General features: G+C 63.1%; 24 protein-coding genes, 2 tRNA genes and 1 other RNA gene. 15 read left to right on the forward strand and 12 right to left on the reverse strand.

The annotated features are described in order from the left end of the window. Positions 1-73: 73 nt before the first annotated feature. The 3 genes from J2S96_RS10470 to J2S96_RS10480 all read left to right on the forward strand — a co-directional run bounded on the left by J2S96_RS10470 (position 74) and on the right by J2S96_RS10480 (position 1904). The gene (locus J2S96_RS10470) at positions 74-553 is read left to right on the forward strand and encodes an OsmC family protein (RefSeq protein WP_306862710.1); all 480 of its coding nucleotides are present in this window, start codon (positions 74-76) and stop codon (positions 551-553) included. 147 nt (positions 554-700) lie between these two features. Then, complete coding sequence (locus J2S96_RS10475; protein ID WP_306862712.1) at positions 701-1429, forward strand: mechanosensitive ion channel family protein; 729 nt, start codon at positions 701-703, stop codon at positions 1427-1429. Between the two features lies 1 nt (position 1430). Beyond that, positions 1431-1904, forward strand: coding sequence for a globin (locus J2S96_RS10480; RefSeq protein WP_306862714.1), 474 nt, complete (start codon positions 1431-1433; stop codon positions 1902-1904). 35 nt (positions 1905-1939) lie between these two features. Here J2S96_RS10480 and J2S96_RS10485 read toward each other — a convergent pair whose 3' ends face one another. Continuing rightward, positions 1940-2614 carry a hypothetical protein gene (locus tag J2S96_RS10485; protein WP_306862715.1) on the reverse strand — a complete coding sequence of 225 codons (675 nt, stop codon included), beginning with the start codon at positions 2612-2614 and terminating at the stop codon, positions 1940-1942. A 63-nt stretch (positions 2615-2677) separates the two neighbouring features. Between J2S96_RS10485 and J2S96_RS10490 the strand changes: the two genes are divergently transcribed. Then, the gene (locus J2S96_RS10490) at positions 2678-3586 is read left to right on the forward strand and encodes an acyl-CoA thioesterase (RefSeq protein WP_306862716.1); all 909 of its coding nucleotides are present in this window, start codon (positions 2678-2680) and stop codon (positions 3584-3586) included. A gap of 101 nt (positions 3587-3687) precedes the next feature. On the opposite strand, the gene ettA is transcribed toward J2S96_RS10490, so the two are convergent. Beyond that, on the reverse strand, positions 3688-5370 hold the full coding sequence (gene ettA / locus J2S96_RS10495; RefSeq protein ID WP_306862717.1) for an energy-dependent translational throttle protein EttA: 1683 nt from the start codon (positions 5368-5370) through the stop codon (positions 3688-3690). A gap of 47 nt (positions 5371-5417) precedes the next feature. Continuing rightward, positions 5418-5687 (reverse strand): DUF6993 domain-containing protein, encoded by a 270-nt coding sequence (locus J2S96_RS10500; protein WP_306862719.1) that lies wholly within the window; start codon positions 5685-5687, stop codon positions 5418-5420. Between the two features lie 19 nt (positions 5688-5706). Between J2S96_RS10500 and J2S96_RS10505 the strand changes: the two genes are divergently transcribed. Continuing rightward, the gene (locus tag J2S96_RS10505) at positions 5707-5958 is read left to right on the forward strand and encodes a hypothetical protein (RefSeq protein WP_306862721.1); all 252 of its coding nucleotides are present in this window, start codon (positions 5707-5709) and stop codon (positions 5956-5958) included. Between the two features lie 202 nt (positions 5959-6160). Here the strand turns inward: J2S96_RS10505 and J2S96_RS10510 are convergent, their stop codons facing one another. Beyond that, positions 6161-6727, reverse strand: coding sequence for a single-stranded DNA-binding protein (locus J2S96_RS10510; RefSeq protein ID WP_306862723.1), 567 nt, complete (start codon positions 6725-6727; stop codon positions 6161-6163). A gap of 218 nt (positions 6728-6945) precedes the next feature. Between J2S96_RS10510 and J2S96_RS10515 the strand changes: the two genes are divergently transcribed. Beyond that, positions 6946-7018: transfer RNA gene (locus J2S96_RS10515), tRNA-Arg, on the forward strand. An 85-nt stretch (positions 7019-7103) separates the two neighbouring features. Here the strand turns inward: J2S96_RS10515 and mptB (J2S96_RS10520) are convergent. Beyond that, entirely contained in the window at positions 7104-8693 is a 1590-nt protein-coding gene (mptB, locus tag J2S96_RS10520) for a polyprenol phosphomannose-dependent alpha 1,6 mannosyltransferase MptB (RefSeq protein ID WP_306862725.1), read from the reverse strand. A 350-nt stretch (positions 8694-9043) separates the two neighbouring features. Here mptB (J2S96_RS10520) and J2S96_RS10525 point away from each other — a divergent pair, with 350 nt between their 5' ends. Together J2S96_RS10525 and J2S96_RS10530 are read left to right on the forward strand one after the other, a co-directional pair. Next, the gene (locus J2S96_RS10525; RefSeq protein ID WP_306862828.1) at positions 9044-10357 is read left to right on the forward strand and encodes a glycosyltransferase family 87 protein; all 1314 of its coding nucleotides are present in this window, start codon (positions 9044-9046) and stop codon (positions 10355-10357) included. Positions 10358-10391: 34 nt separating this feature from the next. Next, positions 10392-11645 carry a glycosyltransferase 87 family protein gene (locus J2S96_RS10530; protein WP_370873073.1) on the forward strand — a complete coding sequence of 418 codons (1254 nt, stop codon included), beginning with the start codon at positions 10392-10394 and terminating at the stop codon, positions 11643-11645. Here the strand turns inward: J2S96_RS10530 and mptB (J2S96_RS10535) are convergent. Next, positions 11629-13254 (reverse strand): polyprenol phosphomannose-dependent alpha 1,6 mannosyltransferase MptB, encoded by a 1626-nt coding sequence (gene mptB, locus J2S96_RS10535; protein WP_306862728.1) that lies wholly within the window; start codon positions 13252-13254, stop codon positions 11629-11631. The two genes, J2S96_RS10530 and mptB (J2S96_RS10535), sit on opposite strands and share 17 nt — an antisense overlap. Positions 13255-13404: 150 nt before the next feature. Here mptB (J2S96_RS10535) and orn point away from each other — a divergent pair, with 150 nt between their 5' ends. The 4 genes from orn (at position 13405) to J2S96_RS10555 (ending at position 15790) form a co-directional block, all read left to right on the forward strand. Beyond that, positions 13405-14031: an oligoribonuclease gene (orn, locus tag J2S96_RS10540; RefSeq protein WP_306862731.1), complete on the forward strand. Its 627-nt coding sequence runs from the start codon at positions 13405-13407 to the stop codon at positions 14029-14031. A 130-nt stretch (positions 14032-14161) separates the two neighbouring features. Next, positions 14162-14234, forward strand: a tRNA-His gene (locus J2S96_RS10545). 128 nt (positions 14235-14362) lie between these two features. Continuing rightward, positions 14363-14935 (forward strand): peptide deformylase, encoded by a 573-nt coding sequence (gene def, locus J2S96_RS10550; protein WP_306862734.1) that lies wholly within the window; start codon positions 14363-14365, stop codon positions 14933-14935. Positions 14936-14947: 12 nt separating this feature from the next. Continuing rightward, positions 14948-15790, forward strand: coding sequence for an acyltransferase domain-containing protein (locus J2S96_RS10555; RefSeq protein WP_306862737.1), 843 nt, complete (start codon positions 14948-14950; stop codon positions 15788-15790). Between the two features lie 27 nt (positions 15791-15817). Here J2S96_RS10555 and J2S96_RS10560 read toward each other — a convergent pair whose 3' ends face one another. From J2S96_RS10560 to rnpB, 4 genes are all read right to left on the reverse strand, one after another. Beyond that, positions 15818-16615 (reverse strand): HNH endonuclease family protein, encoded by a 798-nt coding sequence (locus J2S96_RS10560; protein ID WP_306862741.1) that lies wholly within the window; start codon positions 16613-16615, stop codon positions 15818-15820. Between the two features lie 167 nt (positions 16616-16782). Further along, complete coding sequence (locus J2S96_RS10565; protein WP_306862744.1) at positions 16783-16992, reverse strand: TolC family protein; 210 nt, start codon at positions 16990-16992, stop codon at positions 16783-16785. An 86-nt stretch (positions 16993-17078) separates the two neighbouring features. After that, entirely contained in the window at positions 17079-18575 is a 1497-nt protein-coding gene (locus J2S96_RS10570; protein ID WP_306862745.1) for a glyceraldehyde-3-phosphate dehydrogenase, read from the reverse strand. 245 nt (positions 18576-18820) lie between these two features. Further along, positions 18821-19212: RNase P RNA component class A (gene rnpB, locus J2S96_RS10575), an RNA gene on the reverse strand. 79 nt (positions 19213-19291) lie between these two features. Between rnpB and J2S96_RS10580 the strand changes: the two genes are divergently transcribed. After that, the gene (locus J2S96_RS10580) at positions 19292-20062 is read left to right on the forward strand and encodes a YaaA family protein (protein WP_306862748.1); all 771 of its coding nucleotides are present in this window, start codon (positions 19292-19294) and stop codon (positions 20060-20062) included. Here the strand turns inward: J2S96_RS10580 and J2S96_RS10585 are convergent. Next, positions 20059-20796, reverse strand: coding sequence for a zinc ribbon domain-containing protein (locus J2S96_RS10585; protein WP_306862750.1), 738 nt, complete (start codon positions 20794-20796; stop codon positions 20059-20061). The two genes, J2S96_RS10580 and J2S96_RS10585, sit on opposite strands and share 4 nt — an antisense overlap. Positions 20797-20928: 132 nt before the next feature. Next, positions 20929-21840 carry a Nif3-like dinuclear metal center hexameric protein gene (locus tag J2S96_RS10590; protein WP_306862753.1) on the reverse strand — a complete coding sequence of 304 codons (912 nt, stop codon included), beginning with the start codon at positions 21838-21840 and terminating at the stop codon, positions 20929-20931. A gap of 146 nt (positions 21841-21986) precedes the next feature. On the opposite strand from J2S96_RS10590, the gene msrA reads away from it, so the two are divergent. After that, positions 21987-22511 (forward strand): peptide-methionine (S)-S-oxide reductase MsrA, encoded by a 525-nt coding sequence (gene msrA, locus J2S96_RS10595; protein ID WP_306862756.1) that lies wholly within the window; start codon positions 21987-21989, stop codon positions 22509-22511. A gap of 84 nt (positions 22512-22595) precedes the next feature. Then, positions 22596-23531 carry a cysteine synthase A gene (gene cysK / locus J2S96_RS10600; RefSeq protein WP_306862758.1) on the forward strand — a complete coding sequence of 312 codons (936 nt, stop codon included), beginning with the start codon at positions 22596-22598 and terminating at the stop codon, positions 23529-23531. Positions 23532-23541: the final 10 nt, after the last annotated feature.

Genomic DNA, 23541 nt, shown 5'->3' on the forward strand with positions numbered 1-23541 from the left:
CCCGGTTCCGCTTCAAGGGAACCGGGGCCGTTCGCTTCGCCGAACGCGAAAGCACCGCCGTTAGACTTTCCGCATGAGCCTGGACGAACACCGCTACTCCCTGACCGTGCGCTGGACCGGAAATCTGGGCACCGGGACTTCCACCTACCGTGGTTACACCCGGGACCACGACGTCGAGATCCCCGGCTTGCCCGTCCTGAAAGGGTCCTCGGACCCCACCTTCCACGGCGACCGTAGCCGGTACAACCCCGAACAGCTCCTCCTCACCGCCCTTTCCCAGTGCCACATGCTCTCTTTCCTGCACGTCGCGGTCAAACACGGGGTGGTTGTCACCGATTACGTAGACCACGCCGAGGGCATGATGAGGCTCAATCGCGACGGCAGCGGCCAGTTCGAGACCGTCACCTTGAAGCCGCGGGTCACGGTTGCGGACCCGGAGCATATTTCCCTGATGGACGAGTTGCACCATGAGGCCAACCAGGTGTGCTTTATCGCCCGGAGCGTAAATTTTCCCGTTCTGCACGAGCCGAGCACGACGGCGGCCGCCAGCTAGCCGGGCGGCAAGAAGGCCCTACGCCCCGAAATCACGATGCGGATCCGGGCGCGCTCCGGCGATAGGGTTGAACGTGGACAAAGTGTTCAGCGCCCGGCAATCAAGGGCTTGGCGAACAATTGGATCCCGTGAGGAGCATTCCCGCATATGAACGTCGCCTCGTCGACCGACAACATCGTGGCCGATGCAGCCAAGATCGATTACGCGTCCATCTTGGTGACAATAGGCATTGGGTTGCTGTTCTGGGTTGTGGCCCGGTTCATCATCCTGCGCATTACCCGCCGGGTGGCGGAGGGCACCAGCCTCTTCAAGAAACCCCATTTCAGGTGGGTCCAGCCGGCTTTCCGGGCGCTCGACCATGAGCGCCGCGCCCAACGCGCCCACACCATCGGCTCGCTGCTGACAAGCGTGCTCAGCGTTGTTGTGGTGGTCATCGTCGCCATCTACGTCCTCAAATACCTGAATGTGGATATCGCCCCACTGCTCACAAGCGTCGGCATTTTGGGTGTGGCCATCGGCTTCGGCGCCCAACAGCTCATCCGCGATTTCCTGTCCGGCATCTTCATCACCATCGAGGACCAGTTCGGGATAGGCGATGTGATCGTGACCACCGAAGTGATCGGCACCGTTGAGTCCGTGGGACTGCGGATCACACGGCTCCGGGCCGAAGACGGGGCCATCTGGTACCTGCGCAACGGAGAAATCCTGAGGGTGGGCAACCGCTCGCAAGGCGACTACGTACCGGAGGAACAAACCGTCCCTGACGACGTTCCGCCTGCTCCCCCAGGGACCGTGCCCGCTGAAACCGCGGCTTCCGGTGCGCCCCAGCCGTCCAAGGAATCCCTCAAGGTCCGGGACCAGAAAGCAGGTGAGTGACATGGGAAGCCAGCCGGAAGCCGGAGCACCGCAGCCGGAACAGCGGCGTCAGCTGATGCAGAACGATCCGTTCAGCCAGCCGGCGTACACCGACAGTTTCTATGAGGCCATCGGTGGTCATGAGACTTTCGTGAAACTCATCGATGTCTTCTACGACGGCGTCGCCGGAGACCCGTTGCTCCGGCCAATGTACCCGGAGGAAGACCTCGGCCCAGCCAAGCGGCGGTTCCTCATGTTCCTTGAGCAGTACTGGGGCGGTCCGGGCACGTACAGCGAGGAGCGTGGGCACCCGCGCTTGAGGATGCGGCACATGCCGTTCCAAGTGACACCCGAAGCCAAGGACCGTTGGCTCTTCCACATGCGCGCGGCAGTCGATTCGCTCAACCTGTCGCCGCTTCACGAGGGAACGCTCTGGGACTACATGGAGCGCGCTGCCCTCACGATGGTCAACAGCCCGTCGGTCCAGCAGCCCTGAGCCTGCAGGACTGGGTTGCCGGCCTGCCCCAATCTTTAGCGGGCCTGGAAGCCCAGGCCCGATCCGGATCGTGCCAGGATGTGGCCCCGGCTCCCGCTGAGCCGGAACCAGCGGCCGTTGCGGAAGAGCCGGTGCTCCCCGTCGCCAAGGAAACCGAGCGCCAGGGCCGCGAACGCCGCGCCGGCGGGCACGCCCTCGAGCCCCGGGATCTCCCGGCCCCACACGGCCGCCCTCGCGTTGTTGACGATCAAGGCGCCGGGCTGATCCGGAACAATCCCGGCCACCTCGGCAATGCCGGCGTTCGCGACGGACTTGAGTTCGGCGTCGGGCACTGAACCCAGCGGCTCCCAACCGCTGCGCGGTGCCCCGACTCCGGCCCACGATTCGGAAACGGTCGACGGCGGGATGGGAAGCTCGACGTCGTCGGCACCGGAACGCGCCAAGCGATCCAGGACCGAGGAAAGAGTGACGGTGACGTCCGCATGCGCGTCAGCTGCGAGGGCCATGGTCCGAAGTCCGAGGATGGTCGGGGTCGCTTCGCCCAGGATGCGCGGCCTCAAGACACACACGTACGCCGCCAGGACGTGTCCGCTTGCCTGCAGCCGGATGGCGCCATCGTCGATGCTCTTGGCACGCGTGACATAAGTGCGGAGATCCGCCAGATCACGTGGATCGGCGAAATGGAAGGACTGGGTCAATACATCGGACACATCATCGACTCTACCGGCATGTCCGCGGTTGAGAGGGGTCAAGGGGGCGTCTAGAGTCGAACCATGACTGACGCGCACGCCGGCCTGGAGCACCAGGTTGCCCTTGAGGACCCCACAGCAACCCTCATCGATCTCTTGTCCTTGGCCGACTTCGACGGCGCCAGGACAGACGAGGACATTTTCCTTGGGCCGTCCCAGAAGCAGCCACGCCACCGGGTGTTCGGCGGCCAGGTCCTCGCCCAGTCGCTCGTAGCCGGCATGCGCACGGTGGAGGACCACCGAACCGTCCATTCCATGCATGGGTATTTCCTTCGTCCTGGGGACGCCAACCAACCCATCACTTTCAGCGTCGAACGGCTCCGTGACGGACGCTCGTTCTCCGCGCGTCGTGTGCACGCATACCAGGAAGGCCAGCCGATCCTGTCGATGATCGCTTCCTTCCAGACAGAAGCGGAGGGCGTGGAACACCAGTCCTCCATGCCAGCCGGAATTCCCGACCCCGAAACGCTCCCGAGCACGGCGGAACTCTTGGGTAAGTTCGACCATCCGTTTGCCCGCCATATGTCGTTCAAACGCCCCTTCGATGTCCGGCACGTCGATCCCGCGATCTATGTGGAAGCGCCCAGTGACCGGGTCGCCAGCAATGCAGTCTGGATGAAGACTTTTGGCCCGATGCCGGATGAACCCAACCTCCATTTGGCCGCCTTGGCCTACGCGAGCGACTACACCATCCTGGAATCCGTGCTGCGGAAGAACGGACTAAGTTGGATGACGCCGGGCATGAGCGTGGCGAGCCTTGACCACGCCATGTGGTGGCACCGCCCCGTCAGGGTGGACGAATGGCTGCTCTACGTGCAGGAGTCCCCCAGCGCCGGCGGCGCCCGCGGCCTGGCCACCGGCAAGATCTTCAGCCACGATGGCCAGCATGTCGCCACGGTGGCGCAGGAGGGCATGCTCCGGATCCCGTCGTAGCTGTCCGGCCGCGACCACGGACGCGGTCGAAGATTTCGCAACACAGAAGGCCGGCGCCCCGGATATATCCAGGGCGCCGGCCTTCTGTGGTGCAATCCGCTTTAGTCGCGGGTCAGCTTGCGGTGCGTGACGCGGTGCGGCTTGGCAGCGTCCGGACCGAGGCGTTCGACCTTGTTCTCCTCGTAGGACTCGAAGTTGCCCTCGAACCAGTACCACTTGGACGGGTTCTCCTCGTCGCCTTCGTAGGCGAGGATGTGGGTGGCAACCCGGTCGAGGAACCACCGGTCGTGCGAGACCACCACGGCGCAGCCGGGGAACTCGAGCAGGGCGTTCTCAAGACTGCTGAGGGTCTCGACGTCGAGGTCGTTGGTGGGCTCGTCAAGAAGCAGGAGGTTTCCGCCCTGTTTGAGGGTCAGTGCCAGGTTCAGGCGGTTACGCTCACCACCGGAGAGCACCCCTGCCTTCTTCTGCTGGTCCGGTCCCTTGAAGCCGAAGGCCGCCACGTAGGCCCGCGACGGCATTTCAACTTGGCCGACCTGGATGAAGTCGTTGCCGTCTGACACGACCTCCCACAGGGTCTTGTTCGGATCGATGCCGCCGCGGCTCTGGTCCGAGTAAGAGATCTTGACCGAGTCACCGATCTTGAGGTCGCCGCCGTCGAGCGGTTCGAGCCCAACGATGGTTTTGAACAGCGTGGTCTTGCCGACGCCGTTGGGGCCGATGACGCCGACGATGCCGTTGCGGGGCAGCGTGAACGAAAGCCCATCGATCAGGGTGCGATCCTCGAAGCCCTTCTGCAGGTTCTTCGCTTCCAGGACCATGCCACCCAGGCGCGGTCCCGGCGGAATCTGGATTTCCTCGAAGTCGAGCTTCCTCGTGCGGTCAGCCTCGGCTGCCATCTCCTCGTACCGGGCCAAACGAGCCTTCGACTTGGTCTGGCGGCCCTTGGCGTTGGAGCGGACCCATTCGAGTTCCTCGCTGAGGCGCTTGGCCTGTTTGGCGTCCTTCTTGCCCTGGATTTCGAGGCGGGCGCGCTTCTTCTCCAAGTACGTGGAGTAGTTGCCTTCATAGGGGTAAAGGCGTCCGCGGTCTACTTCACAGATCCATTCGGCGACGTGGTCCAGGAAGTAGCGGTCGTGGGTGATGGCGAGGACGGCACCGGGGTAGGAAGAGAGGTGCTGCTCCAACCACAGGACACTTTCGGCGTCCAAGTGGTTGGTGGGCTCGTCAAGGAGCAGGAGGTCAGGCTTCTGCAGCAGGAGCTTGCAGAGGGCTACGCGGCGGCGCTCACCACCGGAGAGGACAGTGACGTCGGCGTCGCCCGGCGGGCAACGGAGTGCGTCCATGGCCTGTTCGAGCTGGGAATCGATGTCCCACGCATCCGCAGCATCGATGGCTTCCTGAAGGTGGCCCATCTCCTCCAGCAGGGTGTCATAGTCGGCGTCCGGGTTGGCCATTTCCTCGGAGATCTCGTTAAAGCGCTGGATTTTCGAGTAGATCTCGCCCACGCCTTCCTGGACATTGCCCAGGACGGTCTTTTCCTCGTTCAGGGGCGGCTCCTGCAGGAGGATGCCCACGGAGTAGCCGGGGCTGAGGCGGGCTTCGCCGTTCGACGGCGTGTCGATGCCTGCCATGATCTTCAGGATCGTGGATTTACCGGCTCCGTTCGGGCCGACGACGCCGATCTTCGCGCCAGGGAAGAACGACATGCTCACATCGTCCAGGATTAGTTTTTCGCCAACGGCCTTGCGAGCCTTGGTCATCGTATAAATGAATTCCGCCATGCCGTTAAATCTAATGGGTGGCAGGGGATAACTCACATTCGGCCCGGTTAGCGGGAATCCCCGACGAAGCATTTGCCGCTGGCCAACACGGGCAGGACCGACACGGAAACCTGGCCGTCCCTGATCTCGCCCATGACGCAGTCCTTGTCCAGTCTTGCCGCGGCCTCAATGGCGTCGACATCCAGTCCCGTCGGCGTCTTGCTCGCGGAAACCTCCACAGCGGACGCGGGGATGCCGGCCGAAATGAGTTGTGATCGCAGGACATCTTGTGCCGGTTTGGGGGTTGCGGCCGCGATGGTTTTGAGTACGGATTCCATAGTTTGCTTCAGTCCGGCAGTGCCCGCGGCCAGCGATGGCGATACCGATGCCGATGCCGATGCCGATGCCGATGCCGATGCCGATGCCGCAGCTGTTGGACCTCCAGCGTTGGGTGCGACAGCGGGAGGGCTGGTGGCCGCGCCTGGCGACGCAAACGGTGAAACCGGCGCGCTTCCTGATACGACGGGCGAAGGTGCCGTGCAGCCAGTCATCACTCCGGCTACGAGTAATGGCACTGCAAGCAGCAAACCCGGGCGTCCGGCCGCATAACGGCGTCCTGTTGGTTTTCGCGGCGTTCCCCTGCTCATCACCCGGCCATTCTGCCATGCGGCGCACTGCTTACCGCGCCGCACGGCGTCCGCTGATGTCCGCGGGCGTCCGCGGCGTCCGCCGCATGGGCTGTTCGAGGCGCCGGCACCGTTTCATGTCTGGCGCTATTTCGAGGCTGACGACATTTCATACTTGGCGCCATTCATACCGCTGCGTCCACGAGTTCTCCGGTGGCAGTATCAACGAGAACAGGTTCTTCGCCTTCTCCGGCCGAAAGAAGGACTCCCCGCGAGGCAGCGACATTGCCGTCCTCGTCGTCGTGGGGGCCGTCTTCACTGTCTTCATCCGCAGAGGGCCACGGGTTCTCCGGCTCCGCCTCAGGGGCCGCAGGCGTGCTTTGCAGGCTGGTGCTACCGGAGGTCCGGATGAAGTTCGCCGAACCCCACATGAGATCGTGCCCCACCGCCTCGGCGACGATTTCGGCAGCGTGGTAGAACTTGCCGTCGTGTTCCCATTGCCTCAACTTGAGCTTCCCCACCACGATGACACGCTGGCCTTTCTTGACGCTGCATCCAATGTTTCCCGCGAGATGCCTGAACGCCTGGACGCTGAACCAGTTGGTGTTGCCGTCCACCCAGACATTGTTGGCGCGGTCGAATTTGCGCTCCGTGGAACCCAGCCGGAACGAGGCTGTCCCCGTCCCGCCCGGGGTCGTCGAACTTTTAGGTTCCGAGGCAACGAATCCCCGGACGGTGATGATGTCATTCATGGTCTGGTCCTAACGTGAGTTGAGCTGCCTGTCTGGCACTTTCAGCTTCACGTGCCGCACGGATCTGCGGCAGTATCCAGTTCGTCTATGTGGACAGCCGGCCCTAAAGGCCGCCTGTGGCGGAATAGTCACCGTCCAGACGGAGCTGACTACACAGGCCGCTGCCGCAAGGTAAACTCTTGATGGCGCCCCAGCTGCGTGCTGTGCGTGCGTCGCCTGCCTCGGTAGCTCAGAGGATAGAGCAGGAGCCTTCTAATCTCTTGGTCGGGGGTTCGATTCCCTCCCGGGGCACTAAAAGGCGGCCCTGACCTGCGGAAACGCTGGTCAGGGCCGCTTTGGTTTTCGTGAGGCCGTAAAGACCCGTGGCCAACCCGGTTCAGGACCTAGGCTTGAGCCTCGAAATCCCGCGACGGGGGCGGAAGAGCACATGCGTCTTCTTGTCGAAGAACACCAAGTAGGCAATGAAGGAAACTCCTATGGCTATGGCCACTCCGCGCACCACCGCGAGGGGGATCCACTGAAAGACACTCAACTGGTCCGTGAGTCCAATGAGCACGAAGAAGGCCGTCAAATAGAAAACCGTCCGGAGCTGGGCGCCGTCCGCGATTCCCGTCACGGTAAAGAACACCAGCAACCACAGCATGTACCAGGGCTGAATGACCGGCGCGAGGACCACGACGGCGGCGAAGGCCCAAGCCATCCGACGAACCACGGTCTTGTTGAAGGCGCGTTCGTCGTCGATGGGTGCGGGCAAGCCGATGCCACGACCGGGCGTCCGTACGGCGAGCCACACGATGGCGAGCGCCGAAACCGCAGTTCCGGCAGTCTGGATAACGTCCGAGACGGGAACGCCGGGACCGCCGAAAAGTCCGACGACGAATCCCGACAGGTGGGCCAGCAAGCCAACCGGCGCGTACCAACTCCATACAGCGCCAGGAGTCTGCAGTGCACCTAGCCAGCCAAATCCCAGGCCGTTCACGAATCCTGCGACGGCCATGAGCCCGAGGGACAAGCCGAGCGTAACCGTCCAGCAGATCATCCGACGGCCCCATCCGGCACGGGAACCGGCCCACAGCAATCCGGCGAAAGGCAAGGCAATCAAAGTAATCGGCTTGATGGCTATCGAGGCAGTGATGAGCAAGATTCCAAGCACTGGCCGTTTAACCGAGGCGAAGTACACCCCGGCAACTACCAGGCCCAGCATTAGCGAGTCGTTGTGGGCACTTGCAATGAAGTTGATCAGGAGCGCCGGGTTGAGGACCCCCAGCCAGAGCGCCCTGTCCGGGTTCACGCCGTGGAGTGCTGCCAAGCGGGGAACGTACGCGGCGAGAAGAACAACCCCGGCCAGCCCCGCGAGACGGAAGGGAATCAGGGCAACTTCGGGGAATCCCGCGTCGGAGATTCCTGTACTCACCCACACAGTGCCCTGTTCGATCCACAGCCACAGCGGACCGTAGGGTGTTGGCGCTTCGGTCCACAATTTGTCGGGCCCGAGTGAAAAGTAGTTGCTCAGGGCGGAGATGCCGTTGGTATAAGGATCCAGGCCTTGAACCATGAGCCGGCCTTGGCCGATGTAGGCATAGGCGTCCCTGCTCAGCAAGGGGAGGCTGAACATCATCGGCACTACCCACATCCACAATGCCCGCCGGAGCACAGGCCGTGAGGACGAGTTCCATCCGCCGATCCGCTGGGCAAGGCGCAGCCATGAGCGAAGAAGAAGGAGCGCACCGACGCAGAGCATCACGGTGCAGAGGATCACCCCGACCGGTGAAGTCCTGGCCATGATGAAGAGGGGCGTGCGGATAAGGGAGCTGCTGGTTGTTGCCATCCAGCCGACCCCGACGGATCCTGCCACCATGAGCAAGGAACCGATGAATCCCTGGAGAATTGCCGTCCTTGCGGCCTTGGCGATTACAGTGCGGTGGGCCGGGGCATTGGAGCCGTCAAGCGCCTCTGGATGAGTCAACGAACTCCCCACCTCACGCTCACGAAACTTCGACGTCACCATCAAACAAAATCCTGTCCGGTTCCCTGCCGCGCCCGGGCCAAAGTGGCACAGCCGGCTGCCATGGATTATTGCAACTGTAGCATCGCCACCCGCAGCTTCCCCGGGGCCGGTCCGGGCCGCGGTCTGTCCGCGAAAGTGGCCTGGGATAGGATGAACTGGGCTCTGGTTTGATGCCGAAGACCCACAGCCACAATGGTTCCGCATGAAATTCAGCATGAAATTCCGTGGAACCGATGTTGTCTGGAGCGGCTCCGGCCGTTACGGCTTGCGGCACCCTTCGACAACAACTACCTAACAAGGATCCTCCCATTTCCACGGACTCATTCTTCAGTGCGCTCACGCGATTCCGCCGTCGGGTTCTTCCCTCTCCGGCGGAGGAAAAGCTCAACTCCCCGAAGGGCCTGCTTGCAGCTTTCGTCGTAGTGCACTTGGTCTTCCTCGTGTTCGCATTGACCGTTTCCCTGCGCGGCGAGGCCTTCAGTGACACCTTCATCTACCGGGACTGGACCTCTGCCGGTTTCCGGGATGAGAACCTCAGCGGAGGGCCCAGCCCTTGGGTCTACCCCGTTCTCGCCCTGGTGCCGATGGCCATCGCGGGCCTGGCTGGCCCCGGTCCGTTCTTCTTTCTCTGGGTGCTCATGATCACCGTGCTCGACGGCGTCGCCCTCGCCAAGCTCACGGGCTGGGGACGCCGTCGGGAGGCTATTCCGGCGGCATGGTGGTGGCTGGTCTTCATCCTCATCATGGGCTCGCTGGGATTCGCCCGGGTGGATGGCTTTACGGCGCCCATTGTGCTGATCGCCTTGGCGTACGGCGTGTCGCAGCCTTTCGTCGCCTCGCTCCTTCTGAGCGTTGCCACCTGGATGAAGGTCTGGCCGGCAGCGGTCATGCTTTCCTTGTTCACGGTGGTCAAGCAGAGGACCAAGGTAGTTGCGGCCGGAATCCTGACCAGCGTTTTGGTGGTCGCCCTCACGGCGGCCGTGGGTCAGCTTCCCAAGCTCCTCAACTTCCTGACCCAGCAAGGCGATCGTGGCATGCAGTTGGAGGCCACCTTCACTACTCCTTGGTTGTGGCTCTCGGTCCTCCACGTGGGTGACTCGAGAATGTACATGAACACGGACATCAACTCGATGCAGGTGGATGGCCCGGGCACTACCCTCATGTCCTTCTTGATGCAGCCGCTTCTTGTCCTGGCCGCAATCCTGGTGGCCGCGCTGACATTCTGGGCCCTTCATAACGGCAAGCGAAGCGGCGGCTCAGACCGCACCGAGCTGTTGTTGGCGGGATCCCTCACCATGGCCACGGCTTTCGTGGTCTTCAACAAGGTCGGCTCTCCCCAGTTCATGGTCTGGCTGGCCCCGGCTGTCGCCGTCGGGCTCGCCCACAGCTGGAAGGAATGGCGGGTTCCCGCAACGATGCTCATCGCCATCGCTGTGGCCACATATTTCATCTACCCGCTCTTCTACGACGCCCTGAGCCACAACAACCCGTGGATGGCATTGGTCCTGACCATTCGAAACGTCCTGCTGGTGATTTTGTTCTGCTGGTCCGTGCGCCGCCTGTACCTTTTGGGCAAGAAGACCCCGGCCGCTGAACCGGCCGCCGCTGCCAAGGAGTCCTGAAATTTCCGTTCGATTCTTTGACGGGCTGGCCCGCGTGCGCGACGCCGCCCTGCCGCCTGCCGCCGTCGCTTGGTTCGGCCGTCCGTCCAGCGTTTGGTGGGGTTTCGCCGCCGTCCATGTGTACTTCCTCGGCTGGATGGCGAGTTTCTTCATGTCCGGAAACACCTTCAGCGACACTGAGCAATACCGCCAGTGGGCCATGGCCGGCTACAACCCCGCGGATCTCCATGGGGCAATCAGCCCTTGGGTATATCCGGTGCTCGCCCAGATTCCGATCTTCCTGGCAGGCATCGCCGGCCCAGGGCCATACCTGCTGGTATGGACGTTGATCATCACTGCGCTCAATGCCGCCGGTTTGTTCATCCTGACCCGGGGCCCGCGCAGGGCAACGGGGATTGCCCCGGCGTGGTGGTGGCTGTTCTTTACCGTTTTCATGGGCTACCTCAGCTTCGCCCGCGTGGAGGGCATTACGGCGCCGATCGTGTTGGTCGCACTGCTGTATGCCGCCACCCGGCCCGTGGCGGCCGGCATCCTCCTCAGCATCGCCACGTGGATCAAAGTCTGGCCGGCCGCCGTTCTGGTGCCCATCGTCATCGCAAGCCGCCGCAGGCTGCGGATCATCGCCTGCGGCGTCGCTGTGACTGCGATCGTCGCGTTGGGCACCTACCTTTCGGGGGGCCTCCCGCATATCCTGGACTTTTTGACCAACCAGGGCGAGCGCGGCATGCAACTGGAAGCCACGTTCTCAACGCCGTGGGTCTGGTTGAGCGTGCTCAACATCGCCGGCTCGAAGATCGCGGACAACGTCGCCATCAACTCCACGGAGGTATACGGGCCGGGTGCCAACGTGGCGGCATTCATGATGCAGCCGCTCTTTGTGCTTGCCGCCGTCGCGGGCTCCGCCCTTTTGCTTTGGGCGCTAAGGCGCGGTGCTGAACCGGAAGAGTTGTTCCTCGAGGGCGCCCTCATGATGACCACCGCGTTCATCGTGTTCAACAAGGTGGGATCGCCGCAATTCATCATCTGGCTTGCCCCGGTTGTGGTAGCCGGGCTGACCCACGATTGGAATCGTTGGCGCGTTCCTGCCGCCCTCCTGATGGGGATCGCCATGACGACTTTTGTGATCTACCCGCTGTTCTACACGCCGCTGATCCACGCCAACCCCGTGATGGCGGCAGTGCTCACCACACGGAACGTGCTTCTGGTTGTCCTGCTCTGGTGGTCCGTGCAGCGGACGCAGGAACTGGGCCGCAGGTCCAGGGCGAAAACCGCTATTCAGAGCGCCTGAGCCGCTGCTCGAGCCTGCGGAGCAGCTGCGCAGGGCTTGATTGGATCAGCAGTCTGCGCGTGTGAATGTCCAAGAACATCAGATAGACAGTGAATCCCACGGCCACCAGGAAGGACAGGGAGGAAACTTTGACGTTGAGTTCCACGAAGGACAGCACCGAAATCTGATCCTGCGCGCCGAACGCCACGAAAAAAGTGACGGCGACATAGAGGGACTTGATCTGCCAGTCGTCCCGGATTCCCGTGACCGCGAGCAGCGGGATGAACCACAGAATGTACCACGGCTGGATGATCGGGGAAAGCATGACGACGGCGGCGAACGCCAGTGCCGCCCGTCGCACGAGCCGTGAATAGTCGCCCCTGAACATCAGAAGCACCACGAGCCCGATTCCGGCCCACTTCATGAGGCTCCGGAGTCCCGTGGCCATAGTGGACCCCGGCAGGCCCAGGAGATTGGCGACCATCTCGACCTGCTGCCCCAGGAAACCCGACGGCGAATATCCCGTGTATCCAGGTGTCGGATCAAGGATGGCCCAGACCCATCCAAAGCCAAGGTTGTAGGGAATTCCGCTGACCGCCAGGACGGCGAAGCTGATGCCCGCCGTCGCGCCCCAGAACAAGAACCGGCGGGCCCAACTCGCAGCAGGACCGGCCCACATGAGGCCCACGAACGGCAAGAGAAGGACCGTGATCGGCTTGATGCCGATGGAAGCCGTGACCAATAGAAGCCCGGCGATGTGGCGCCTGGTGGCCGCAAAGTACATTCCAGCCACCGCCAGGCCCACCATAAGGGCATCATTGTGGGCGCTCGCGACGAAGCTGATGAGAAAGAGCGGGTTGGCAACTGCGATCCACAGCGCGCGGCCGGGATTGATGCCGTGGAGTTCGGCGAGCCTTGGAACGTACACCACGCAAAGCAGCACGCCCATGGTGGCCAAAACGCGAAAGAGCAAAACGGAAAAATCAGGTTGGGCGTCGGTGATGCCCACTACCCACCGGGCGAGCCACAGGAAGTAGGGTCCGTACGGTGTCTTGGCTTCAGCCCAGGCAGGATCGGCGCCGAGGGAAAACCAGTTGCTGAGCGTGGAGATGCCTGCCGTGTAGGGGTTCTGGCCTTCCAGCACGAGCCTGCCCTGGCCGGTGTAGGCATACACATCGCGCGAATAGATGGGCACGGCGAACATCAGGGGTGCAGCCCATGCCGCAACGGCGGCTACCACCGACCTCAGCGAGCCCGGCCCCCAGTCCTTGAGCCTTTGCCCGAGCCTCAACCATGACCTCACCAAAAGCATGGCCCCCGCAGTCAGCAGGATGGTGGAGGTGGTCACGCCCCAGCCCTCTGTGCGCAGGGCGATGACAAGAGGGTGCCTGAACATCGGCGAACCGTTGGCGATCCAGCCGGCGCCGATCGAGCCGACGAAGATCATCAAGGATCCGAAGAATCCTTGCCATATTGCCACGTAGGCCTTGACCGGGCCGGGGATTCCAACGCCGAGGTGCGTGGCATTCGGGGAATAGAGAGCTGCGACGGCCTTCTCCGACGGCGCCGCGGGTTCCTTTGCTTCATCCCGGCTATTTGAGGTGCCCACGCCCGTTCCGCCTGCCGTCATGATCTTCCGTCCCTACCTACATTGGTCCAGCTCATCGATGCAGGCAACCACCGCTCGACAACGGCCCAGTTTACCAGCCACCATATGCCGCAGGCGCGGATTGGAGCGTCCCGCCACCCCTCGCGTGCGCCCGAACGGTAGGCTGGGCGGGTGCCTATTACTAATGAACGCATCGTCTGGATCGACTGTGAGATGACCGGCCTCGATCTGGAGAACGACGCCCTGATCGAGGTTGCGGCCTTGGTCACAGACTCGGAACTCAACATCCTGGGTGATGGCGTGGACGTCGTCATCAAACCGGAAGATGCCGCGCTTGAACAGATGAACGACTTTGTCCGCGACATGCACACCCGTTCGAAGCTCCTGGACGAGCTCCCCCACGGCAAGACCATGGCGGAAGCCGAAGCAATAGTCCTCGAGTACATCGAGAAGTGGGTACCCGATCCGAAGAAGGCACCGCTGGGTGGCAACTCGGTCGGAACTGACCGGATGTTCCTCGCGCGGGATATGCCCAACATCGTCGAGCACCTCCACTACCGGGTCATCGACGTCAGCACCATCAAGGAACTCTCGCGCCGATGGTTTCCCCGCGCCTATTTCCAGTCGCCGGCCAAACATGGCGGCCACCGCGCGCTCGGAGACATCAGGGACTCCATCGACGAACTGCGCTACTACCGCGAGGCCGTGTTCGTCCCGGCTCCAGGGCCTGATACTGCAACGGCGCAGAAGATTTCCAAGCAGATTGCTGCCGGTCCCGGAACGCCGGCGAACACGTGATCTGCGGCACCTTTTCCGGAAATTTCATCCAAACGGTCAAAAGTGGCAATAGCACCCCCCAAGACGGGGTATAGTTTTTGTCGTTGCCTTCGCAGCTGGCGGGTCATTCCTGAAGCATAGAAGGCGCATGGTGGGCGTAGCTCAGTTGGCAGAGCGCCTGGTTGTGGTCCAGGAGGTCGCGGGTTCAACCCCCGTCGCTCACCCTCACGAGATCGGCAGCAGTTTGTCGATCGCCGCCAAAGGCCGTACTGGTTATCCAGTGCGGCCTTTGCTTTGTCCGGGCCGATGCCGGCCACCCGCTCCAAACCAGAGAACCAGAGGAACACCTGACATGACCGTCCTGCCAGTCACCATCTGGGGCGAACCCGTGCTTCACCGCCGGGCGAGCGAAGTGGAAGAGTTCGACGACGATCTGCGCACTCTGATTGCCGACATGTTTGAGACGAATGACGCAGCCAACGGCGTGGGACTGGCCGCACCCCAGGTGGGGGTCGGCAAGAGGATCTTCGTCTTCAAATACGCGAATGACGACGAAGCGCCGGACGAAGGCGTCGTGGTGAACCCGGTTCTCACCCTCTCCAAGATCCCCGGTGCCCTTCCGGATCCCGAGGAAGACATCGAAGGCTGCCTGTCATTCCCCGGGGAGCACTACCCCGTGCAGCGGGCCGAATGGGCACGAGTCCAGGGCTTCGACGGCTACGGCAAACCGGTGGATTTCGTGGCGACCGGATGGTTCGCAAGGATCATGCAGCACGAATTCGATCATCTCGACGGCAAGCTCTATGTGAACCGACTGGTTGACCGTTACGCCAAGAAGGCCATGAAGCAGGCCAAGAAGAACGGCTGGGGAGTGCCGGGCCTGAGTTGGATGCCGGGCGTCGACCCGGACCCCTTCGGACACTGACCGATGCCCGGCATGGCGCAGGACGAATTGTTCAGGCTTCTCGACATCCACGGCGAGGACGCTTCTGAGTGCGCATCGCTGCTGGGGTCGCCTCCGGGTGGCGGAACGCGGCAGGCCCTGGCTATCCTCCACACCCGGCTGGGCGCCTTTCCAAGCGAGTCTGCCTCCGCGGATGGCTGTACGGAAACGGACTGGATCGAGGCCCTCCTGCGCTTCTCCCCTGTGGTCTACCGCCATCATCTTTCCCTTGGCATCCCGCCGGAAGCTTCGGCCGCGATCCTTGCCGATGTGGGCCTCAATCTTCGCATCAACCGACGGGTTCATGGACGCTTCGGCCTGGACACGTGGGGGTGGCTGACGCTTCACATGGCCGGAAACATCTTCCGGATCGGCCGCCTGCAATTCCATCTCGTCCCCGGCGGCGCGGGAGGCTCAGCCGCAGCAGGCGACTCTTGGGTGCTGGGGGTGCACATCCCCGAGGATGGGGGCCTCTCCCCTGACCTCGTTGACGCGAGCTTCAAGCAAGCGAGGGAGTTCTTTGACAGATACTTCCCGGACAAGGCGGTCTCCACGGCGAGCTGCGAGTCGTGGATGCTGGATCCGTACCTTGCGCAGAAGCTCCCGGACAGCAACATCGCCGCTTTTGCCCGCCGGTTCACCTTGGACCGCTGCTCCGACGCCCCGGGCGACGCTGTCTACTTCACCTTCCGGCACCGGGGCATGGCAAACCTTGACCGGCTCCCCCGCGAGACCTCGCTTCAGCGGGTGGTATTGGAAAGGATCGACGACGGCGGAGTCTGGCAACTTGGACACGGCCACTTGGCGCTTCCTCCAGCGCAGGCCAAGCCCGCCTGACCGGGCTTGCACGCGCACTCAAGCTTGCTACATCGCCCTGATGGTCTGCTGACCGGGGCACGAGTCGAGGACGCGCCTCATGGCGTCTTTCTCCGCCTGGGTGATCCAGAGCCGATAAGCGGCTTTGACGGAAACCTGCCGGGCCACGTAATGGCAACGAAAGCCTTTGTTGGCGGGCAGCCAGCTCGCTGCGTCGCTCGCGCCCTTCTTCACGTTGGCGGGACCGTCCACGGCAATGAGGTTCAGGGGATCATTGGCGAGGCTTTGGCGTTGTTTGGCAGTGAGTTGCTGGGCGCCCTTCTGCCAGGCATCCCCGAGAGCAACCACATGGTCGATCTGTACGGCCGAGCTGCTCCCGGAGCCCCGGCGGAAATGGATGTCCCGCCCGGTGTACGGCTCACGTAACTCTCCGGAAGCGATCTTGCATTTGGAGCCGGCAGTGAACTCCGCTGCCTGAAGATCCCGCCTGAGGATGTCGTTCCTGGTATCGCAGCCGTTTCGATCGACGTCGAGCCACGCCTGGCCGAATTCGTTGCGTTCGTAGTTGTCCTTGGCTGCCCGCCCCTTCACCGGAAGCGCCTCGAGGGTATCGACGGCTGAACCGACGGGTACAGGCTGCACAGCTTCCACCGGCTTCATCCAGCTCGGGTCAAAGACCGGAGCTTCAGTTACCCCATTGTCGGCGTCCTGGCCAACGGCGAACTGGCCGGTGGTGAAGAACCATCCAATGCCGGCAAGCCCACCTGCGAGGATGAGGGACACCAGCACCCAAGCCTGCCGGGACTGGCGGCGGGCACGTCGATAGGCAGCCCAGGTGCTGCTCAAGGGATTGCGTCCTTTCGGGAGGAATGCGTCCCTTGAGACTAGATGAGGCACCGACAGTCGGCGCGGATATCCACAGTGTGGAGGACAAGTCAGGGTGTCGGAATGATCACAGCGCAGGCGAAAGACAGGCTGTTCCCGACGGACTGCGGCTCCGTTGGTGCGGCGGCTTACTGCTCCTTGGTGACGCGCCTCAGGTCTTCGGCTGCCAGCTCCAGAAGCGCCTCCAATTGCAGGACGCGGTCCTCGGAAATATCACCCGCCGCGTGCGCGGCCTTGGCTTCGTCGAGCAGGCGCTGGGCTTCCTTGAGGTTGGCGCGCGCTATGTCCAGCGCGTGTTCCAAGGTTGTGTCGTGTTCCAGAATCTTTTCGCTTTCCATGCGTCCATTCTGGTCAGGTTTCCCGGCTGATACCAGCGCATCAGCCGGGAAACCCCTGTGTCTTTCCTGGCTCCGGCCGGGGCCGGCTAGACGCCGGCGGGTTCCAACGTTGCCTTGGGTTCAAGGTTCACGGGGACACCGCGTGCCGGGAACGACGGCGGGTTCACGCCGGCCATTTCTTCCATGACGCGCACTACCTGGCAGGAGTAGCCGAATTCGTTGTCGTACCAGACATAGACCACGAGGTTCTTGTCGTTGGCGATGGTGGCCAGGCCGTCCACGATGCCTGCGCGGCGGGAGCCGACAAAGTCAGTGGAGACGACCTCCGGCGAGTCGATGAAGTCGATCTGCTTCCGCAGCTCCGAGTGCAGGGACATCTCGCGAAGGTAGTTGTTGACCTCGTCCTTTGTGGTTCCCTTTTCAAGGTTCAGGTTCAGGATGGCCATCGACACGTCCGGCGTGGGGACCCGGATCGCGTTGCCAGTCAGCTTGCCCTGCAGTTCCGGAAGAGCCTTCGCCACGGCCTTGGCCGCACCTGTTTCGGTGATGACCATGTTCAGGGCAGCGGAGCGTCCGCGGCGGTCGCCCTTGTGGAAGTTGTCAATCAGGTTCTGGTCGTTCGTGAACGAGTGCACGGTTTCCACGTGGCCGTGGATAACGCCGAACTTGTCGTTGAGTGCCTTGAGCACCGGGGTGATGGCGTTGGTGGTGCAGGAAGCCGCCGTGACGATCTTGTCCGAGTCCTCGATGGAGGAGTGGTTGATGCCGTGGACGATGTTCTTCAGGTCGCCCTTGCCCGGAGCCGTGAGCAGCACGCGCGCCACACCTTTGCTCTGCAGGTGCTGGGACAGGCCTTCGGCGTCGCGCCACCGGCCGGTGTTATCGACCACCAGGGCATCCTTGATGCCGTAGGCCGTGTAATCAACAGTGGAGGGGTTGTCCGAGTAGATCACCTGGATCTGGACACCGTTGGCCGTAATCGTGTTGGCGGCCTCGTCCACGCGGATGGTGCCTTCGAAAGAACCGTGCACCGAGTCGCGGCGCAGCAGACTGGCACGCTTGACGAGGTCGTTCTCGGCGCCCTTGCGGACCACGATCGCCCGCAGGCGCAGTCCGTGGCCGCCTCCGGCCTTTTCGATCAGGAGACGGGCCAGCAGGCGGCCGATGCGGCCGAAACCATAAAGTACGACGTCGGTGCTGGTCCGGTCGTCCGCGCCGCGGCGCCCTACGACCTCGGCGAGTTCGGCGCGGAGGAAGTCTTCCAGGGGCGTGCCCGCGGCCTCGGCCTTGTACTTCTCGTTCAGGCGGGCGATGTCGATCGCGGCGGCACCGAGGTCGAGTTCGGCAAGGATGTTGAGCAGCGGGGCGGTTTCTTCGAGCAGGAGCTCGTCCTTGCTCATCCGACGCGCAAAACGGTGGGCTTTCAGGATGTTCATCGACGACTTGTTGATGAGGCTGCGCCCGTGGATGCTCGTCACCACGTTGTTTTCACGGTACAGCCGGCCGATCACCGGAATCATGGCCTCGGCCAGCGCTTCGCGGCCCATCCACGTATCAAGACAAGAATCTGATGACTGGCTCACAGAACTACCTTCCTAGTGTCAGCTACATACGTCCTCGTACGTAGATGGCGGCCGCCCGGAGTAATCCTGCGGCACTGGCATCGGCGGGACTTCGGTCTGCCCGGACACCTCGAACGCTACAAAGAAAAACCGCCGGCTGCGGACGCAGAACCGGCGGTGGAACCTCTACGTTCACTATCCATTCTAAGGTCCGGCACCCGAAGCCTTGGCCGCCGTATTGCGTGAAATCACTCACACAAGGCTGAGGGATGGGTTGACCGATACGCCGGGTTCTGTCCTCCCGCGCCGTTGCCGGCGAAGGAGTGGCGACCATCCATCTACGAACGCCGTTACCGACGCCCTCCAGCGGCCTACCCGGACACTCGGGCGAGCAGCCCTCGATCGTGTCCTGTCTGGCCTTGCTCCGGGTGGGGTTTACCTAGCCTTCCTGGTCACCCAGGAAGCTGGTGGTCTCTTACACCGCCGTTTCACCCTTACCTGCTGCCCGCATGTGCTGGCACGCGCGGGCGCAGGCGGTCTGTTCTCTGTGGCACTGGCCTGCGGGTTACCCCGAGTGGGCGTTACCCACCACCCTGCCCTGTGGAGCCCGGACGTTCCTCGAGCCACTCACGTGGCGCGCGGCCGCCTAGTCAACCCATCCGCCCTATAGTCTACCGGCGCAGGGCTCTGCACCCGGACCAGTCAATGGGTCCCGGCATTGACGCTAATATCGACTGGTGCTGATTCTCCTTCCGCCTTCCGAAGGCAAAACTCCCGCCGTCCGGGGCCCCGCCGTCGACTGGGAGTCGCTGAGCTTTCCGGAACTGAACAGCTACCGTGCGAAGGTACTGGACGCGCTTGGCCTCGTCAGCGCGCACGAGGACGCACTGGCCCTGCTGGGGGTCGGAGCGTCCCTTCGGGACGACGTCGAACGAAATACCCGGCTCCACGCCGAACCCGCAGCCCCGGCCCACCAGGTTTATTCGGGTGTCCTCTACGACGCGCTCGGCTACAAAACCCTGACCCCGGCGCAGCGCCGCAAGGCGGTGGAGTCGATCCTCGTGGTGTCCGCCCTGTGGGGCGCCATCGGCTTCGGCGACCGAGTGCCCGCCTACCGTTTGTCCATGGGAACTGCACTGCCCGACGTCGGGCGCCTCGCGTCGTTCTGGAAGCCGCAGCTTGCGGAGGTACTCGCCTCGCGGGTTGAGGGCGAACTGTTGGTGGACTGCCGTTCCAGCACCTACGCCGCGGCGTGGGCTCCGCCTGCGGCGCAGACGGTTTCCGTCAATGTCTTTTCCGAGTCCAATGGCAAACGCACCGTCGTCAGCCACTTCGCCAAGCACACCCGAGGCGAGCTGGCCCGGCACTTGCTGAGCCGTCGGGGCAAGGCGCCGGAGACGCCCGAACAGCTACTCAAGGCCGCGTCCGAAATCTGGACAGCGGAGTTGACGAAGGGCACGGCGCGCAAGCCGCACACCCTCAGCATCATCCTCCCGGGGACTGCTTAGTTCCACTCGGCGGAGCGCACCAGGATGCAGCCGGAATCGGGGCAGAACACGATTTCGTCCTCCGCAGCGGCCTTGACCTCGGCAAGGTCGCCGGGGCTGAGCGTCATCCCTGAGCCTTCGGACTTGCCGTGGAACAGCCTTGCGGCCCCTACACCGCGCTTGGCCAGGGTCTTTTCGTAGATTGCCAGCATCCCGGCGTCGAGCCCTTCGGCGAAGCTTGTCCGCTGCGCGCGTACTTCGGTCTCTTCGGCAACAAGCTCGGCGATCGCGGTGTCCAGTTCGGCACGGATCACCGAGAAGGAACCCTGGATGTCATCGACAATCTGCTGTTGCGCGGCTTGCCGCTCCCTGAGCCCGTCCAAGCGTTCCAGGATTTCAAGCTCCACATCTTCAAGGTCCGAGCGGCGCTTGTTCAGTGACGCGATGTCGCTTTGCAGCGCAACGAGGTCCTTGGAAAGTCCGGTGCCGCTGTTCAGCCTCGCTTCGTCCCGCTCAATGCGGCTAGCCACTTGCTCGACGTCCGCCTCTGACCTGCGCAGCTCTGTTTCGGCGTCATGGACGGCAAGTTTCGCGGTCCCGAGCGCCCCGTTTGCCACGCTGAGGGCGTCCTGAAGATCGGTGATGCGGGGATCAGACTCCAAAGTGCGGCGGCGGTTCGCCAAGGATTTGAGCTTCGCATCCAACCCCTGCAGTTCGAGCAATTTCAACTGTTCCGCCGGTGCTGCCTTGGCCACGCTTACCTCCGCTTGATCGAGCCGGGGTTGATAGTCTGCCCCGGCCAGGCCTGGGGCCTGCTTGTGTCGACTCTAGCGCCTAACGTGCTTGCCTGCCTCGCTACATCCCACCGGCGCCCTCGCCCGCCGGTATTAGCCGGGAGTCAGAATGAAGTCCCAAGGATCGCTGTTGGTGGAAGCCACCCGGATTTCGACGTCGTGGCCCTGGTCCGCGAGCACGTTGCCGAGCGCTTCGGCCGCGGCGGGCAGCCAGAGCCACTCGCTCGCGAAATGCGATACGTCAACGAGGTACGGCCTGCCGTCAACCGCGGATTCGCGGGCTTCGGACGCCGGGTGGTGCCGCATATCCGCGGTCACATAGATATCCGCCTGGCTCGCGCGGACGGCCTCGAAAAGGCTGTCTCCGGCTCCGCCGCAAACAGCGACGCGGCGCACCAGGCCATCCTTGTCCCCGGCAACCCGTACGCCACCGGCCACTGAGGGCAGGACCTCGAACACACGCGCCGCGAATTCTCCCAGGGTCATGAGCTCGGGCAGGTCGCCGACCCGGCCGATCCCCTCTTCCGGCAGGCCGTGCGCGGCAGGAGCTAGCGGGACAACGTTGTCCAGCCCGAACGCGTCGGCGAGGACATCCGAAACGCCACCGACGGCGGAGTCCCCGTTGGTGTGCACGGTCAGCAGCCCGGTGCCTGACTCAATGAGCCGGTGGACAGCCAGGCCCTTGGCGCTCGTGGCAGCAACGGAGGAGACGCCCTTGAGCAGCAAAGGATGGTGGGTCACGAGGAGCTCGGCGCCCCATTCGATCGCTTCTTCAATAGCGGCGAGGGTCGGATCCACAGCGAACATGACTTTGGTGACGGTGGCGGTTGGTCTTCCGACCACCAGGCCGACCTCGTCCCAATCCTCTGCGAGCGATTCCGGCCAGAGCTCCTCCACAGCCAAGAGGACCTGACCGAGTGTCGGGGTACCGGGCGTCCCGGCTGCACCGTTCTCCGGTTCTTCGCCGGATCCTGTATCTGCAACCGGGGTGTTCACAGCTTCCATGCATTACATTCTTGCGCATCAGGCGGCCAAGACGCGCTAGCGGCTGCCGGACTGTTTAGGATCCCTGCCAGCCCCCGGGCCTGTGCCGTCACAGTCCCGTAAGGTTGTGCGGGAATCATCCAGGGCTCCCGGCCATTGAAGAGATCATGAAAACTTTTGTACTTGGCGGAGGCTGCTTCTGGTGCCTTGACGCCGTCTACCAGAAAACCAAGGGCGTCAGCTCCGTGGTTTCCGGCTACACAGGGGGCCACATCCGCAACCCTGACTATTACGATGTCTGCTCCGGAATGACGGGGCACGCGGAGGTCGTCGCCGTGACCTTCGACGAGGACATCATCCCGGCGGACATCATCCTGGACATGTTCTTCGCCCTGCACGATCCCACCACCCTCAACCGCCAGGGCTACGACGTCGGTACCCAGTACCGTTCCTCGATGTTCTATACCACCACCGAAGAAAAGATCCTCTTCGAGGAAGCCATCCTCCGGAACCAGAAACTGTGGTCCAAGCCGATTGTGACCGAGGTGAGCAGGCTGCCGGAATTCTACGAAGCGGAGTCGGTCCACCAGAACTACTACGCCAAGTTTCCCGAGCAAGGCTATTGCCAGGTCATCATCAACCCCAAGCTCGCCAAGGCCCGGAAATATTACTCTTCGTGGCTCCGCGCGTAGCAGCGTGTAGCACCGCTCGTTAGGCTGACCTCAGCAATAGCTATTTCAGCGAATCCACAGAATCCAGAGAATAGGCACGATTACATGGCACGGATCTACGACGACGTCACCCAGCTGATCGGCGGAACCCCCCTGGTCCGCTTGAACAGGCTCACGGAAGGCTTGGACGCCACAGTTGCCGTGAAGCTGGAGTTCTACAACCCCGCCAACAGCGTCAAGGACCGTATCGGCGTGGCCATCATCGACGCCGCCGAGAAGTCCGGTGCACTGAAGCCGGGCGGCACCATCGTCGAGGGAACCTCCGGCAACACCGGCATCGCCTTGGCCTTGGTCGGCGCGGCTCGCGGCTACAAGGTCATCCTGACCATGCCGGAAACCATGTCCACCGAACGCCGCGTCATGCTGCGCGCCTACGGTGCCGAGATCGTCCTGACCCCGGGTTCCGAAGGCATGCGCGGCGCCGTCGAAAAGGCGCAGGAGATCGTCGCCAACACGGAGAACTCCATCTGGGCACAGCAGTTCGCGAACGAGGCGAACCCGGCCATCCACCGTTCCACCACCGCCGAGGAAATCTGGGCGGATACCGAAGGCGGCGTGGACATCTTCGTCGGCGGCGTCGGCACGGGCGGAACCATCACCGGCGTCGGGCAGGTCCTGAAGGAGCGCAAGCCCGAAATCCAGGTTGTGGCCGTTGAGCCGAAGGACTCCCCGATCCTGAACGGCGGAACGCCCGGACCCCACAAGATCCAGGGCCTCGGCGCGAACTTCGTCCCGGAAATCCTCGATACCAACGTCTACGACGAGGTCCTCGACGCAACCCTCGAGGATTCGGTGGCCACCGCGCGCGCCCTCGGCACCAAGGAAGGCATCCTGGGCGGTATCTCTGCCGGTGCGGCCGTTTGGGGCGCCCTGGAGCTCGCGAAGCGTCCGGAGAACAAGGACAAGCTCATCGTGGCAATCGTTCCCGACTTCGGCGAACGTTACATCTCCACCGTTCTTTTTGACGACATTCGCGGCTGATTGCGGACTC

Source organism: Arthrobacter bambusae, assembly GCF_030812595.1.
Lineage (GTDB): Bacteria > Actinomycetota > Actinomycetes > Actinomycetales > Micrococcaceae > Arthrobacter > Arthrobacter bambusae_B.

Excerpts from the sequence above, each read along its gene's own strand:
- J2S96_RS10470 (WP_306862710.1), top strand. The coding sequence starts at position 74 with ATGAGCCTGGACGAACACCGCTACTCCCTGACCGTGCGCTGGACCGGA.
- J2S96_RS10475 (WP_306862712.1), top strand. The coding sequence starts at position 701 with ATGAACGTCGCCTCGTCGACCGACAACATCGTGGCCGATGCAGCCAAG.
- J2S96_RS10480 (WP_306862714.1), top strand. The coding sequence starts at position 1,431 with ATGGGAAGCCAGCCGGAAGCCGGAGCACCGCAGCCGGAACAGCGGCGT.
- J2S96_RS10490 (WP_306862716.1), top strand. The coding sequence starts at position 2,678 with ATGACTGACGCGCACGCCGGCCTGGAGCACCAGGTTGCCCTTGAGGAC.
- ettA (WP_306862717.1), bottom strand. The coding sequence starts at position 5,370 with ATGGCGGAATTCATTTATACGATGACCAAGGCTCGCAAGGCCGTTGGC.
- J2S96_RS10500 (WP_306862719.1), bottom strand. The coding sequence starts at position 5,687 with ATGGAATCCGTACTCAAAACCATCGCGGCCGCAACCCCCAAACCGGCA.
- J2S96_RS10510 (WP_306862723.1), bottom strand. The coding sequence starts at position 6,727 with ATGAATGACATCATCACCGTCCGGGGATTCGTTGCCTCGGAACCTAAA.
- mptB (WP_306862728.1), bottom strand. The coding sequence starts at position 13,254 with ATGACGGCAGGCGGAACGGGCGTGGGCACCTCAAATAGCCGGGATGAA.
- def (WP_306862734.1), top strand. The coding sequence starts at position 14,363 with ATGACCGTCCTGCCAGTCACCATCTGGGGCGAACCCGTGCTTCACCGC.
- J2S96_RS10555 (WP_306862737.1), top strand. The coding sequence starts at position 14,948 with ATGGCGCAGGACGAATTGTTCAGGCTTCTCGACATCCACGGCGAGGAC.
- J2S96_RS10565 (WP_306862744.1), bottom strand. The coding sequence starts at position 16,992 with ATGGAAAGCGAAAAGATTCTGGAACACGACACAACCTTGGAACACGCG.
- J2S96_RS10590 (WP_306862753.1), bottom strand. The coding sequence starts at position 21,840 with ATGGAAGCTGTGAACACCCCGGTTGCAGATACAGGATCCGGCGAAGAA.
- msrA (WP_306862756.1), top strand. The coding sequence starts at position 21,987 with ATGAAAACTTTTGTACTTGGCGGAGGCTGCTTCTGGTGCCTTGACGCC.
- cysK (WP_306862758.1), top strand. The coding sequence starts at position 22,596 with ATGGCACGGATCTACGACGACGTCACCCAGCTGATCGGCGGAACCCCC.